The following is a 13,618-nucleotide window of genomic DNA, read 5'->3' as shown; positions in this document are numbered from 1 at the left end:
CACCGCCAGCAGCCCTGCCCCGGAAACCCCGGCAGCGCCGGCGAACACGCCCGCCGCGATGGCTTGGCGGCTCGACATCGCCGTTCAAACGCCAGCGCATGCCGCGCTTGGCGACCTGCTGAGCTACGCCAGCGCGGCGCCGCTCGCCCCCGGCACGCTGGTACGGGTGCCGCTGGGCCGGCGCGAAGTGCTGGGCGTGGTCTGGAACGACCCCAGCTCGCTGGAGGGCGCCGAGCCCGACATGGCGCTCAAGCCCGTGGGTGCGGCGCTCGATGCGCTCGCGCCGCTCGGCGAAGCCTGGCGCGATCTCGTCGCCTTTGCCGCGCGGTACTACCAGCGCTCGATCGGCGAGATCGCGCTCGCGGCCCTGCCGCCGCAGTTGCGCGACCTGACCGGCACGCAACTGGCACGCCGCCTCAAGCGCAAGACCACCACCGGGCCGGTGGCCGAGACTGCCGAAGCCGCCAACCTGATCGCGCTCAGCCCGGAGCAAACCGCAGCCCTCGCGCGCATCGAGGCCGAGACAGGCACCTTCCTGCTGGTTGGCAGCACCGGCAGCGGCAAGACCGAGGTGTACCTGCGCTGCGTGGCCGACCTGCTCGCGCGCGACGCCGGCGCGCAGGCGCTGGTGATGGTGCCCGAGATCAACCTCACGCCGCAGCTCGAAGCGCGCTTCAAGGCACGCTTCGGGGACGACGCGGTGGTGTCGCTGCACAGCGGCATGACCAACCCGCAGCGGCTCGCAAGCTGGCTTGCGGCGCACAGCGGGGCCGCGCGCATCGTGCTGGGCACGCGCATGGCGGTGTTCGCGTCGATGCCGGGGCTCAAGCTCATCGTGGTCGATGAAGAGCACGACCCCAGCTACAAGCAGCAGGAAGGCGCACGGTATTCGGCGCGCGACCTCGCCGTGTGGCGCGGCCAGCGCGAACGTGCGAAGGTCATCCTCGGCTCGGCCACGCCGTCGCTCGAGAGCTGGCACCAGAGCCGCCCCGCCGAGGGCGAAGACCCGGGCGGGCGCTATGTGCGGCTGGCCATGCCCTCGCGCATCGGCGCCGGCGAACTGCCTGGCGTGCGGCTGGTCGACATGAACCTGCAGCCGCCCAAGACCGTGCTCTCGGCCGCGCTGCTCGACGCCATCGGCCAGCGCATTGCGCGCGGCGAACAGAGCATGGTGTTCCTGAACCGCCGCGGTTATGCGCCGGTGCTGGCCTGCGCCGATTGCGGCTGGAAGAGCGAATGCCCGCACTGCAGCGCCTACCGCGTGTTCCACAAGATCGATCGCACGCTGCGCTGCCACCACTGCGGCTTTACCGAGCGCGTGCCGCGCGCCTGCCCGGCGTGCGGCAACCCCGACATCGCGCCGGTGGGCCGCGGCACCGAGCGGCTCGAAGAGCACCTGGCCGAGCTGTTCGCCAGCGTGAAGCGGCCCGACGGCAACGCGGTGCGCATTGCGCGCATCGATGCCGACAGCACCAAGAAGCAGGGCGCACTCGAATCGCAGCTCGCGTCGGTGCACTCGGGCGAGGTCGACGTGCTGGTCGGCACGCAGATGATTGCCAAGGGGCACGACTTCCGGCGCATCACGCTGGTGGCCGCCGTGAACCCCGACGGCGCGCTGTTCTCCAGCGACTTTCGCGCGCCCGAGCGGCTGTTCAGCCTGCTGATGCAATCGGCCGGACGCGCGGGGCGCGATGCCGCGTACCTGGCAGCGCAAGGCGCCACGGCCGAGATGTGGATCCAGACGCACCATGCGCAGCATCCGCTCTTTGCCGCGCTGCGAAGGCACGACTACGCCGCTTTCGCGCGGCAGCAGCTCGAAGAGCGCGCCGCGGCCGGCATGCCGCCGTTTGCATTCCAGGCATTGCTGCGCGCCGATGCGCGCTCGCAGGAAGCCGCGCAGGCCTTCTTGAATGCGGCGAGCACCGCGGCCGATGCACTCGAAGGCGCCGACCGCGTGCTGCGCTACCCCGCAGTGCCGCTGGCCATTCAGCGCGTGGCCAATGTGGAACGGGCGCAGATGCTGATCGAAAGCCCGTCGCGCGCCGCGCTGCAGCGCCTGCTGGCAGCCTGGCAGCCGCTGCTGCACGCGTTGCGGCGCACGCCCGAGGGCAAGGGCGTGATCCGCTGGCTGGTCGACGTCGACCCGCACAGCATTTGAGGCAGCGGCCTTTTACCGAGGCCGGCCTTTGTCAGTGGTGCAGGCCCGCGGGCTCCTTGCCCATGTCGACGTAGCGCAGCTCGCTGCTGCGCCGCCGAGCGATGCTTCCGGGCCATGCGAACACCACCAGGCTCAAGGCGCCCAACGCGAGCGAGGTGGCGGTGCCGAGGGTGTCGGCATGCCACAACCAGCCCACGCTGGCGACCCAGGCCAGCCACAGCAGAATACGAACAAGTATTGCCATAGTGCCCCCATACATACTTTGATTTGCAAACACTTTAGCAGTGTTTTGAAAACACAAGCACTCATCTGTAGTGGTAACGATAGCTATGGCTTATGGCCTACACGCGAATCGGAAATAATCTGAAAAAGCGGTTGACTGCATGCCCACCCGCTATTCAAGCTGTTACAGCGCGGGCCCGTTCCGGCCTCGCGCGTCAAGCAAGAATGCTGGTCGCCAGGGGTTGCCGTGAAACTGCCTTCATCTCTCGGTTGGGCTCTTCTTTTTGCATGCTTCGCATGCTCCGCGGCCGAACTCGAACTGCAGGGCAGCCGGCTGGTGGTGTCGGGCATGCTCGACGGCACGGCTATCAAGGCCTTTACCGAGCACCTGGGCAAAGGCACGGTGCGCACCGTGGTGTTCGAGGACTCGTTCGGCGGCACCGCCGAAGCAGCCGGCGCCTATGCCGAGGCCATTCGCTCGAGCGGGGTGGAAACCGAAATCCGCGGCCAGTGCCTGGCCGCCTGCGCCTACGCCTTTCTTGCCGGCAAGACGCATCGCTTCGGTGACGGCTTCCAAGTGAACGGCGTGCTGCTGCCGGTGGCCGCCAGGCCCACTGCCTCCGAACTGGCCATGCGGTGGCGCGGCGGCGAAGTGCACAAGACACTGGCCGAGTTCTCGCCCGCCTCCGCCGTTGCCGCCGGCTCTGGCAGCGCTGCGGAACTCGGCTCCGAGCCGGTCAAGGACAACTGGCAGCCCGATCACGGCGTGCTCTTCACGGCCAGCCCCACGCTGTTCGGCTACATCTACAACGCGTTCTATTGCGACGGCACCCAGGGCCGCGACTTCACCAAGTGCGAGCGCCTTTCGGACGCCGATCCGTTCAAGCTCGGCGTGCTGACACCCTGATTCGACAGCAGCGCCTTGCAGCGCCCCGGCTCAGCGCAGCAGGCCCACGGCCAACGGAAAACTGAAGAAGGTTGCGACCGTCGTCCACAGGATGATGCGTGCGATGCGGCCGTTGTCGGCGCCGAAGCGCTCGGCCAGCATGGCCACGTTGCTGGCGCTCGGCAGCGCCGCCACCAGCACGATCACCACCAGCGCTGAAGCAGAGAGCGGCAGCCCGAGCGCAATGGCGCCCTGCCCCAGCGCCCACACCAGCAGCGGATGCACGAGCAGCTTGACGCCCACCACCGGCAGCACGTCGGCCAGCGGCGCCTTGCGTGCAAGCGCCGACTTCACCCCCATGGCCGCGGCCACTTCCGCGCTGGCCGCGTGCTCGCGGGCGAGCAGCGCCGACCGCGCCAGCACGGCGCCAATGGTGAAGAGCGCCACTGGCGATGCCGCATCGGCCAGCATGGCCACAGTGCGCTCCACGGGCCCCGGCAGGCGCCAGCGCGCGGCCGAGAGCAGCACGCCCAGCAGAATGGACCACGGCATCGGATTGACCAGCACGCCGCGCAGCGCCTGGCGCGCCGCCTGCCGGGGGCCGTGATGCCCCGCACCACCGCCCGCGCTGCCGGCGCCATCGAGCCGCGAGAGGGCAATGCACAGCGACGAGGTCACGACCAAATCGAACGCAATGGTGATGATCATCGGCCCCGCCGCCTGCGCACCCAGTAGCGCCACCAGGAGCGGCACGCCCATGAAGCCGGTGTTCGGAAACGCCGCCACCAGCGCGCCGAAGGCGCCGTCGTTCCAGCCGATGCGCGCATTGCGGGTGAAGACGACCGTGCCCGCCACCACGGCCAGCGCGCTCACGCCCCAGACTAGGGCAACGCTGCCGTCGAGCAGTTGCCCGATCGGCGTGCCGGCGCCAAAGCGCAACAGCATGCAAGGCAGCGCGAAATACAGCACGAAGGTGTTGAGGCCGGGAATCGCGTCCAACGGCAGGACGCGCGCGCGTGCCGCGCCATAGCCGGCGGCAATCAACGCGAAGAAAGGAAAGGTAACGAGAAATACAGGCAGCACCGGCTGATTGTCGTTGCATCCCGCATGGTGAACTTCGGCGGGGTTGCGCGAGAGCTGCGCCCCGTATCATTGCCCGCTTTGCGCCTGCCCGTTCCCTCGCGGCCTTCCGTTCCCACTCCTCATGTCTTCCGGTCTCAATCTCGCGCAACAAGAAGCTGTCAATTACCTGCATGGCCCCTGCCTCGTGCTCGCAGGCGCGGGCTCGGGCAAGACGCGCGTCATCACGCACAAGATCGGCCGGCTGATCCAGGCCGGCCTGGAGCCCAAGCGCATTGCGGCCATCACCTTCACCAACAAGGCCGCGAGCGAAATGCGCGAGCGCGCCAAGGGGTTGATCGGCCGTGACGCGAAGCACGTGGTGATCTGCACCTTTCACGCGCTGGGCGTGCGCATGATGCGCGAAGACGGCGCCGTGCTGGGCCTGAAGCCGGCCTTCAGCATTCTGGACAGCGACGACGTCACCAAGATATTGAAGGACGCCGGCGGCACCACCGACACCGCCACCGCGCGCATCTGGCAGTGGACCATCAGCAAGTGGAAGAACATGGGACTGAACGCCGCGCAGGCCGAGGCCGCCGCGGTGGACGACAACGAGCGCATCACCGCGCGCATCATGGCGCGCTACGAAGAGCGGCTCACGGCCTACCAGAGCGTCGATTTCGACGACCTCATCGGCATGCCGCTCAAGCTGCTGCGCGACTACGAAGAGGTGCGCACCAAGTGGCAAAACACGCTGGGCCATATCCTCGTGGACGAATACCAGGACACCAACGCGACCCAATATGAGGTGCTGAAGGCGCTGGCCGGCGCACGCGGTCGCTTCACCGCGGTGGGCGACGACGACCAGTCGATCTACGGCTGGCGCGGCGCCACGCTGGACAACCTGCGCAAGCTGCCGGTCGACTATCCGGACCTGAAGGTCATCAAGCTGGAGCAGAACTACCGCTCCACCAGCGCAATCCTGCGGGCGGCCAACAACGTGATCGGCCCCAACCCGAAGCTGTTTCCGAAGACGCTGTTCTCCGAGCTGGGCGAAGGCGAGCCGGTGCGCATTGTCGATGCCGACTCCGAGGCGCACGAGGCCGAGCGCGCGGTGGCGCGCATCATCAGCCTGCGCGCGGGCGACGCCACGGCGCAGGGCAAGCAGTACAAGGAGTTTCGCGACTTCGCCATTCTTTACCGCGCCAACCACCAGGCGCGCGTGTTCGAGCAGGCGCTGCGCAAGGCGCAGATTCCGTACAAGGTCTCGGGCGGGCAGAGCTTCTTCGACCGCGCCGAAATCAAGGACCTGTGCGGCTGGTTCCGCCTCTGGGTCAACAACGACGACGACCCCGCGTTCCTGCGCGCGATCACCACGCCCAAGCGCGGCATCGGCCACACCACGCTCGCGAGCCTCGGCACCTTTGCCAGCCAGTACAAGCTGAGCCTGTTCGAAGCGCTCTTCAGCCCGTCGCTGCCGAGCGTGATGCCCAAGCGCACGCTGGAGGGCATCCACGAGTTCGGCCGCTACATCAACGACCTGGAATACCGCGCGCGCCGCACCATGGGCGCGGAAGATTCGCGCACCTTCATGCTCGACTGGCTGAAGGAGATCGACTACGAGAAGCACCTGTACGACGGCGAGGACAGTGAACAGGCCGCGGCCGCGCGCTGGACCAATGTGCTGGAGTTCGTCGACTGGATGTCGCAGCGCGCCGGCGGCGTGATCGACGATGCCTCGGGCGCCGACAACAACGTCGAGAGCGAACGCAAGAGCCTGCTCGAAGTGGCGCAGACCATCTCGCTGCTCTCGACCATCAGCGAGCGCGAGCAGGACCAGAACGTGGTCACGCTCTCTACGCTGCATGCCTCCAAGGGCCTCGAGTGGCCGCACGTGATGCTGATCGGCGTGACCGAGGGGCTGCTGCCCTTCAAGCTCGAGGACGACAACGGCCGCCAGCTGAAGGTAAGCGACGAAACGCTGCAGCGGCTGCAGGAAGAGCGCCGCCTCATGTACGTGGGCATCACGCGCGCGCAGCGCAGCCTGGCCGTGAGCTGGACCAAGAAGCGCAAGCAGGGCCGAGAGATGGTGCCCTGCGTGCCGAGCCGCTTCATCGCCGAGATGGGCCTGGACAAGGCCACCACGCGCGAAGACCCGCGCGAGAAGCTCAAGGCCCTGCGTGCCGAGTTCGCGCGCAAGGCCCAGGACAGTGCTGCGGCTGCGGCGGCGGCCGCCTCCGCGTCATGAAGGCGCGAATCCTGCTGCTGTCGCTGGCCGCCCTGTGCACCGCATGCGCCGGCCCCGGGGCTCAGAACGCGGCACCGCCCGGATGCCCCGCCACCGCGCGCGACCTGCCGGTGGAAGCGCTGTACGGCAACTGGCAGGCGCGCTTCGACGGCCTTCCGGGCGCGGCCACGGTCGTGCTTGGCAAGCACCCCGAATACGTGGGCGTGCGCGGCACCATCACACGTGCGGCAGGTGCTCCTTCGGGCAACGCATCGGTCGCGCAGCTGGCGGGCGATGTCGACGACGAGGGGCAGCTCGCCATCGACGAATCGCTCGACGGGCGCAGCATCAGCGGCGTGTGGTCGGGCACGCTGCAGCCGGACTCCTGCGGGCGCGAGTTCAGGGGCACCTGGCGCAACGCCGCCGACGAAACCACACATCCCTTCACTCTGAAAAAGACGGAAAGGACCGCAGAGAAATGAATCCACTCCATCTACGCACCACCCTTGCCGCGAGCCTTCTGGCGCCCGGTCTCTTTGCGTCGTCTCTGGCCAGCGCACAAGCGGTGGAAAAACCTTCCAGCCCGCTGGCCGATGCCCAACTGACCTGGCAGCAGTGCGCTGCACTGGGCAACAGCAACGAAGCCCGGCTGGCCTGCTTCGACCGCTGGGCGCAGCAGCAGACGCTGCCTTCGGTGTCGGTGCCCGTGGCGCCGCCGGTGTTGGCGAGTACCCAGCCGGCGCCGCCGGTGGACGGCTCCATGCCGGCCACCCGCGTGGTGTCGGTTGCCACCAGCGAGGGCTGCCGCGACAGGCAGTATTCGGCGCTGTCGCGCTTCTGGGAGCTGGAGAACGGCAGCGACTGCGGCACCTTCGTGTTCCGCGGCTACCGGCCGCTGAACGTGTCGGCCTCGGCCGCCACCAGCAAGCCCGACACGCCCACGTCGCCCTCCGAAGGCCACACCGCCTCGCCGGTGGACTACCAGGCCAATGAAATGCGCATCGGCCTGTCGGTGCGTACCAAGATTGCGCAGGGCCTGCTCACGCAGAACGACCCGATCAAGAAAGACTCCCTCTGGTTTGCGTATTCGCAGCAGTCGACGTGGCAGCTGTTCAACGGCTCGATCTCCCGGCCTTTCCGCACCACCGACCACGAGCCCGAGATGATGTATGTCTACCCGCTCGACTTCAGGCTGCCCGGTGGCTGGCGCTGGCGCTATGCGGGCGTGGGCCTGGTGCACCAGTCGAACGGCCAGAGCCTGCCGCTGTCGCGCAGCTGGAACCGCGTCTACCTGATGGGCGGCGCCGAGCTCGACGACCGCTTCAGCATCACCGGGCGCGTCTGGCAACGGCTGTCGGAGAGCGTGGCAAGGGACGACAACCCCGACATCTCCAGCTACATCGGCCGCGCCGAGGTCACGGGCCGCTGGAACTTCAACCGCGACAACACGCTGGCCCTCACCGTGCGCAACAACCTGCGCGACAGCGGGCGCGGCTCGGTGCGACTCGAGTGGCTGAAGGCCATCGGCGACCCGACCACCAGCAACCTGCGTTTCCACACGCAGCTGTTCCATGGCTACGGCGACACGCTGGTGGACTACAACCGGAAGCGCACCGTGCTGAGCATTGGCCTCAGCCTGGTGGACTTTTAATTCGCCCCGATGAATGCACAGAAAGGTTCGTGTCATGAATGCAGATGAACTTGCCCCCGTGGACGCTTTGCAGCGCGAGATCATTGCCGCGCTGCACGTGGCGCCGGTATTCGACGCCGCACACGAAGTCGAGCGGCGCATCGGCTTCCTGGCCGGCTACCTGCGCGGCACGGGTTTGAAGGCGCTGGTGCTGGGCATCAGCGGCGGCGTCGATTCGCTGGTGGCCGGATGCCTTGCGCAACGCGCGGTGGAACGGCTGCGCGCCGAAGGCCGGGACGCCACCTTCATTGCCATGCGGCTGCCCTACGGCGTGCAGAAGGACGAGGCCGAGGCGCAGCGCTCGCTCGAGGTGATCAGGCCCGACCGCACCCTCACCGTCGACATCCGACCCGCGGCGGACGGCATGCTCGCCGCGCTGAAGGCCGGCGATCTGGCGTTCCGCGATGCGGCGCATGAAGACTTCGTGCTCGGCAACATCAAGGCACGCCAGCGCATGATTGCGCAGTTCGCGGTGGCCGGCGCGCACGACGGCATCGTCATCGGCACCGACCACGCGGCCGAGGCGTTGATGGGCTTCTTCACCAAGTTCGGCGACGGCGCAGCCGACGTGACGCCGCTCACCGGCCTAAACAAGCGGCGCGTGCGCGCGCTCGCGCAGCAGCTCGGCGCGCCCGACGCGCTGGTGTTCAAGGTGCCGACCGCCGACCTCGAATCTCTGGTGCCGCAAAAGCCCGACGAAGATGCGTTCGGCGTGAGCTACGAGCAGATCGACGATTTCCTCGAGGGCAAGCCGGTGTCCGCGGCGGCACGCGAGATCATTCTTTCAACGCACCGCAAGAGCGCCCACAAGCGGGCGCTGCCCGTGGAGCCGCCGCTCCCGGCCTAGGCGCGGGGCGACTCGAGCAGTTGCTCGAGCAGCGCGGTCAGCTTGTCGACGTCCACGGGCTTCGTCAGGTGCGCGCGAAAGCCCGCCTCGAGGCTGGTGTCCCGGTCGCTGGCCTGGCCGTAGCCGGTAATGGCAATCAGCGGCGGCGGGTTGATCATCTCGGCCCGCAGGCGCCTGGCGACTTCATGTCCGTTCAGGTCGGGCAGGCCGATGTCCAGCAGCACCACGTCGGGGTCTTGCGCCTTCACCGCCTCGATGGCTGGCAGGCCGCCATGCGCAACGCTGGACTTGTAGCCCAGCGCCTCCAGCAGCAGCGCCATGGTTTCGGCCGCGTCCACGTTGTCGTCCACCACCAGCACGCGCTGCTCGCCCACGGGCCGCGGCTCGGCTTCCAGCGTGGCAATCGGCGGCTGGGTCGTCTGGAACTGCACCACGAACTCGCTGCCTTCGCCCGGCCGGCCGGTGCTGAACGCACTCACCCGGCCGCCGTGCAGCGTCGTCAACTGCTGCACGAGGCTGAGCCCCAGGCCCAGGCCGCCCTGCGACCTTGCCATGTTCTGCTCGCCCTGAACGAACAGGTCGAAGATCCGCTGCAGGTCCTTGGGCGGTATGCCGGGGCCGTCGTCGCGCACGCTGATGTCGGCATCCTCGCCAACCTGCGAGAGAGAGACATGGACGTTGCCGCTGTTGTGGGTGAACTTCGCGGCGTTGTGAATCAGGTTGCTGACGATCTGGATGAGCCGCGCACGGTCTCCCGATATCCAGGGATCGGCCTCCTGGTATTGCAGGTGCAGCGTCTGCGACTTGCTCTCGATCAGCGGCCGCACCGCCTCGGCGGCCTCGGCGATGGCGTCGCGCAAGCGAACCGGCTTGCTCTCCAGGTGGATCTTGCCGCTCGTGATGCGGCCCACGTCGAGCAGGTCGTCCACCAGCCGCGTCATCTGCCTGAGCTGCCGGCCGATGATGTCGCGGGTGTGGGCGATGACCGCCGATTCCGTTTTCTCTCTCTTGAGCAGCTCGAGCGCATTCGAAATCGGCGCCAGCGGATTGCGCAGTTCGTGCCCGAGCATCGCCAGGAAGTTGGTAACGCGGCGCCCTTCGTCTTCGAGCGCGGTCACGCGGCGCCGCTCGGTCAGGTCGCGCGTGACCTTGGCAAAGCCCCGGTGCCGCCCGGTGGCGTCGTGCAGCGCGGTAATGACCACGCTGGCCCAGAAGCGGCTGCCGTCCTTGCGGATGCGCCAGCCTTCGTCCTCGAAGCGCCCGTCGCGCAGCGCGTTTCGCAGCTCCTGCTCGGGCCAGCCGATTGCGGCAACCTCGGGCGGATAGAACACCGAGAAGTGTTGGCCGATGATCTCCGACGCCTCGTAGCCCTTGTTCTTTTGCGCGCCCAGGTTCCAGCTCACGATGTGGCCGCCGGGGTCGAGCATGAAGATCGCATAGTCCTTCACGCCCTCGACCAGCAGCCGGAAGCGCTCCTCGCTCATGCGCAGCATCTCGTCCTGGCGGCGGCGCTCGCTGAGGTCTCTGGTGATCATCGAGAAGCCGCGGATTTCCCCATTGGCGCCGATGATTTGCGTGATGACCACACTGGCCCAGAAGCGCGTGCCGTCCTTGCGCAGGCGCCAGCCTTCTTCTTCCATGCGGCCTGCCTCGCGCACCGTTGCCAGCGCGCGGTCGGGCTGGTTCTGCTCGAGCAGTTCGCTCGGATAGAAAAGCGAGAAATGCCGCCCGATCGCTTCCGCGGCGTCATACCCCTTGAGCTTTCGCGCGCCATCGTTCCAGCTGATGACGATGCCCCCGGGGTCCAGCACGATGATGGAATAGTCCGAGACCGACTCGACCATCAGCCGGAAATCGGCGTCGGCCAGAGTGCGTTGATTCAGAGGTGCACTCCCACCGCCGTGATCTGCCATTGCTCTTCTTCCTCCAGTGGCCGTGCATCGGTGCAACGGCATGCGGGCTCCCGCTTTTCTTGCGGCTGATGCCGAACTCCCGGGTTGCAGCGCCCGAACCTCGTGGCTGCCAATGCGGCAGGTGCCGCCAATTTAGGGCAGCAACAGGTACTTTTCGCGTAGGACAAGGACCAGATTGCGCCCGGCCGGGCCAGCCGCGGCGGCGTCAGGCGCTGGAAGGTTCCTGGCGGGACCATGGCGCGCTGTCCGAAGCCCTGGTCCGCGGCTCCGCCATCATGAAACGGTTCTTTCCCTCTTTCTTGGCCGCGTAAAGGGCCGCGTCGGCGCGCATGAACAAGGACGGCAGATCCTCGTCTTCCTCCGCGATTGCGACGCCGATGCTGGCGGTCGCCTGCAGGGTGCGGCTGGAGAGGTGGAACGCCGGCCGCATTGCGGCAAGCACCTTCTCCGCGACGATCCCAGCCTCTGCAAGTCCATTGACTCCCTCGAGAAGAATCACGAACTCGTCGCCGGCGTAGCGCGCCGGCATGTCGGTTTCGCGCACGCTTTCCTTGAGCCGGCGGCCGAACTCCCTGAGCACCGCGTCGCCGGCCGCGTGGCCCAGCGAATCGTTGATCGACTTGAAGTAGTCGATGTCCAGGAACAGCAGGCACACCGGCTTTCCCGAGCGCCGCGACCTGGCCATGGCCTCGCGTGCATGTTCTTCGAACGAACGGCGGTTGGGCAAGCCCGTGAGCGCATCCTCCCGCGCAAGGACATCGAGCTGCCTCTGCTTCTGCTTCAGGTCGGTGACGTCGTGCGAAAGCACATACAACCCGACGACTGAACCCTCGGCGTCCCGGTGCGGCAAGTAGGTCGTCTGCAGGGTCCGCTCGCCGATCAGCAGTTGGGCCGTCTGTTCGAACGACACCACCTCGCCCGCGAAGGCACGCGCCAGAAGCGGCTTACGCACCTCGTAGTGGGCCTCGCCCAGGGTCTCGCGGATGTGCCGGTTCATCATCGATGCCGGCTCGATGCCGAGCCACGCCAGGTATCTGCCGTTGCAGAAGACCACGCGCTCGTCGAGATCGAGTTCGGTCAGCAGCGCCGGCACGTTGTCGGTGAGCCCGCGCAGGCGCCGTTCGCTGTCGGCGCTTCGCATCTCGGCGTGCTTGCGCTCGGTGATGTCGAAGGTCATCACGTAGTAGCCCACCACGCCGTCGTCGCGAACGTCTGGCAGCAGGTGGCATTCGAAGAAGCCTTCCTTGCCCTTGCGGTCATAGGTTCCTTCGGTGCGCGTGGGCGTTCCCTGGAGCGCCTTGGCAACCTGCGGTGCCAGTTGCCGGTAGACCGCGTCCGGCAGCGACTCCCGCATGGTCATGCGGCCGATGTCCGCCTGGGTTCTGCCTTGCATCCGCAGCCCCGCCTTGTTCGCGAAAAGGCAGCGCTGGTTGCTGTCGAAATAAGCGACCACGGCCGGCAGGTTGTCGGTCACATCGCGCAGGAATCTTTCACTCGACTTGACGCGCTCCTGGGCCGCCCGGCGTTCCCGCATGAGCGTGTCGAAGGTCTGCGAAAGATCGCCCACTTCGTCGCGGGCGGGCTCGTCCTCCAGCGGCGTGTAGGCGGAGTTCGCGCGCGAGACCTGCATGTGTTCGCGCAGGCGCGACAACGGCGCGAGCTGCGAGCGCACGTTCATGAAGGTGAGCCCCCCGGCCAGCAGCGTCAGCAGGAGTGCCCCCGCCCAGGCGAAGCGCTCGATCTGCTCCGCCTTGGCAAAGGCTTCCTGGCGCGGATACATCGCGCCCAGCACCCAGTTGGTCTGGCGGATGTGCTTGAACGCATAAAGGGCATGCACGCCCCTGCGGTTCACCCCTTCGGCTGCGCCCTCGAATCCGGCAATGGCGCGGTCGGCGGCGGCGTTGCGTATGCCGTCCGCGTCGATGTGCTGGAGCAGCCGGGACCTGTCGGGATGGTCGACGATGATGCCGCTGGTGTTGACGATGAACATGTACCCGCTCTTGCCGAATTTCACGTTGGCAAGCTCGCCCAGGAAGTTGTGCTCGCTGAGCGTGATGAAGGCGACGATGAGGTAGGCGATCTTGCCCTCGCGGTCCAGCACGGGTTCGGTCATGGCAACTTGCGCCAGCCCGCTGATGCGGTTCTTGAAGGGCTGGGAGATCATGCCCGCCTTGCCCGCGACCGTCTTCTGGAAGTAGTCGCGGTCCTTGACGTTGATCTTGCCGATCTGCTGCGCGCCGTTCATGTTGGCCACGATCTCGCCCTGCGCATCGATGAAGGCCACGTTGTCGAAGGCCTCCTTGAGCGACTTGTGCTGCATGACGAGGTCCTGCAGCCTTTCGGCACCGGTGAAGTTGTGGCTCTCGACGCTGTCGCCGAAGGTCTTGAGCAAGGTGCGGCGGCTCAGGAATTTCTGGTCCACCGCGTCGGCAATGGCCGAGATCCGCTCGAAGTGTTCCTCGGCGATGGTCGCCTGCATGTTGCGCTTCATGAAATAGAGCGCGGCGGCGGAAATGCCTATGGTGGTCAGGAACACGATGGCCACCACGCCCGCCGAGAGACGGGAACGCAAGCTGAAACGCGTCAGGTCGGGAATCGGAAGACGCATCGTAT

Annotated in this window: 10 protein-coding genes; 6 read left to right on the top strand and 4 right to left on the bottom strand. The window is 67.2% G+C overall.

Annotation, left to right across the window (positions count from 1 at the left end):
- Positions 1 to 58: 58 nt before the first annotated feature.
- A complete protein-coding gene (locus V9K97_RS16910; protein ID WP_337319454.1) occupies positions 59 to 2,158 on the top strand; it encodes a primosomal protein N' in 2,100 nt (699 codons plus the stop codon).
- A gap of 31 nt (positions 2,159 to 2,189) precedes the next feature.
- Here the strand turns inward: V9K97_RS16910 and V9K97_RS16905 are convergent, their stop codons facing one another.
- Entirely contained in the window at positions 2,190 to 2,402 is a 213-nt protein-coding gene (locus tag V9K97_RS16905) for a hypothetical protein (protein ID WP_157611880.1), read from the bottom strand.
- Between the two features lie 225 nt (positions 2,403 to 2,627).
- Here V9K97_RS16905 and V9K97_RS16900 point away from each other — a divergent pair, with 225 nt between their 5' ends.
- A complete protein-coding gene (locus V9K97_RS16900) occupies positions 2,628 to 3,287 on the top strand; it encodes a hypothetical protein (RefSeq protein ID WP_337297998.1) in 660 nt (219 codons plus the stop codon).
- A 30-nt stretch (positions 3,288 to 3,317) separates the two neighbouring features.
- Here the strand turns inward: V9K97_RS16900 and V9K97_RS16895 are convergent, their stop codons facing one another.
- Positions 3,318 to 4,349, bottom strand: a complete 1,032-nt coding sequence (locus V9K97_RS16895; protein WP_337319453.1) for an AEC family transporter — start codon at positions 4,347 to 4,349, stop codon at positions 3,318 to 3,320.
- 121 nt (positions 4,350 to 4,470) lie between these two features.
- On the opposite strand from V9K97_RS16895, the gene V9K97_RS16890 reads away from it, so the two are divergent.
- From V9K97_RS16890 to nadE, 4 genes are read left to right on the top strand one after another with little or no spacing between them, the layout of a single operon-like run.
- Entirely contained in the window at positions 4,471 to 6,576 is a 2,106-nt protein-coding gene (locus tag V9K97_RS16890) for an ATP-dependent helicase (RefSeq protein ID WP_337319452.1), read from the top strand.
- Positions 6,573 to 7,037 carry a hypothetical protein gene (locus V9K97_RS16885; RefSeq protein ID WP_337319450.1) on the top strand — a complete coding sequence of 155 codons (465 nt, stop codon included), beginning with the start codon at positions 6,573 to 6,575 and terminating at the stop codon, positions 7,035 to 7,037. The genes V9K97_RS16890 and V9K97_RS16885 overlap by 4 nt, the downstream gene beginning before the upstream one ends.
- A complete protein-coding gene (locus V9K97_RS16880; protein WP_337319449.1) occupies positions 7,034 to 8,206 on the top strand; it encodes a phospholipase A in 1,173 nt (390 codons plus the stop codon). The genes V9K97_RS16885 and V9K97_RS16880 overlap by 4 nt, the downstream gene beginning before the upstream one ends.
- A gap of 34 nt (positions 8,207 to 8,240) precedes the next feature.
- The gene (gene nadE, locus V9K97_RS16875; protein WP_337319447.1) at positions 8,241 to 9,092 is read left to right on the top strand and encodes an ammonia-dependent NAD(+) synthetase; all 852 of its coding nucleotides are present in this window, start codon (positions 8,241 to 8,243) and stop codon (positions 9,090 to 9,092) included.
- Here the strand turns inward: nadE and V9K97_RS16870 are convergent.
- Together V9K97_RS16870 and V9K97_RS16865 are read right to left on the bottom strand one after the other, a co-directional pair.
- The gene (locus tag V9K97_RS16870; RefSeq protein ID WP_337319446.1) at positions 9,089 to 11,005 is read right to left on the bottom strand and encodes a PAS domain-containing hybrid sensor histidine kinase/response regulator; all 1,917 of its coding nucleotides are present in this window, start codon (positions 11,003 to 11,005) and stop codon (positions 9,089 to 9,091) included. The genes nadE and V9K97_RS16870 overlap by 4 nt on opposite strands.
- A 205-nt stretch (positions 11,006 to 11,210) precedes the next feature.
- Positions 11,211 to 13,613: a sensor domain-containing diguanylate cyclase gene (locus V9K97_RS16865; RefSeq protein ID WP_337319445.1), complete on the bottom strand. Its 2,403-nt coding sequence runs from the start codon at positions 13,611 to 13,613 to the stop codon at positions 11,211 to 11,213.
- Positions 13,614 to 13,618 lie beyond the last annotated feature (5 nt).

This window comes from Variovorax sp. CCNWLW186 (assembly GCF_037203865.1).
Classification (GTDB): domain Bacteria; phylum Pseudomonadota; class Gammaproteobacteria; order Burkholderiales; family Burkholderiaceae_C; genus Variovorax.
The sequence above is the reverse complement of the archived record's forward strand: the minus strand, read 5'-3'. Positions and strand labels throughout refer to the sequence as shown.

What these genes read in the sequence shown, in the direction of transcription:
- V9K97_RS16870 (WP_337319446.1), bottom strand. Translation starts at nt 11,005, where the DNA reads ATGGCAGATCACGGCGGTGGGAGTGCACCTCTGAATCAACGCACTCTG.
- V9K97_RS16890 (WP_337319452.1), top strand. Translation starts at nt 4,471, where the DNA reads ATGTCTTCCGGTCTCAATCTCGCGCAACAAGAAGCTGTCAATTACCTG.
- V9K97_RS16880 (WP_337319449.1), top strand. Translation starts at nt 7,034, where the DNA reads ATGAATCCACTCCATCTACGCACCACCCTTGCCGCGAGCCTTCTGGCG.
- V9K97_RS16865 (WP_337319445.1), bottom strand. Translation starts at nt 13,613, where the DNA reads ATGCGTCTTCCGATTCCCGACCTGACGCGTTTCAGCTTGCGTTCCCGT.
- V9K97_RS16910 (WP_337319454.1), top strand. Translation starts at nt 59, where the DNA reads ATGGCTTGGCGGCTCGACATCGCCGTTCAAACGCCAGCGCATGCCGCG.
- nadE (WP_337319447.1), top strand. Translation starts at nt 8,241, where the DNA reads ATGAATGCAGATGAACTTGCCCCCGTGGACGCTTTGCAGCGCGAGATC.
- V9K97_RS16885 (WP_337319450.1), top strand. Translation starts at nt 6,573, where the DNA reads ATGAAGGCGCGAATCCTGCTGCTGTCGCTGGCCGCCCTGTGCACCGCA.
- V9K97_RS16905 (WP_157611880.1), bottom strand. Translation starts at nt 2,402, where the DNA reads ATGGCAATACTTGTTCGTATTCTGCTGTGGCTGGCCTGGGTCGCCAGC.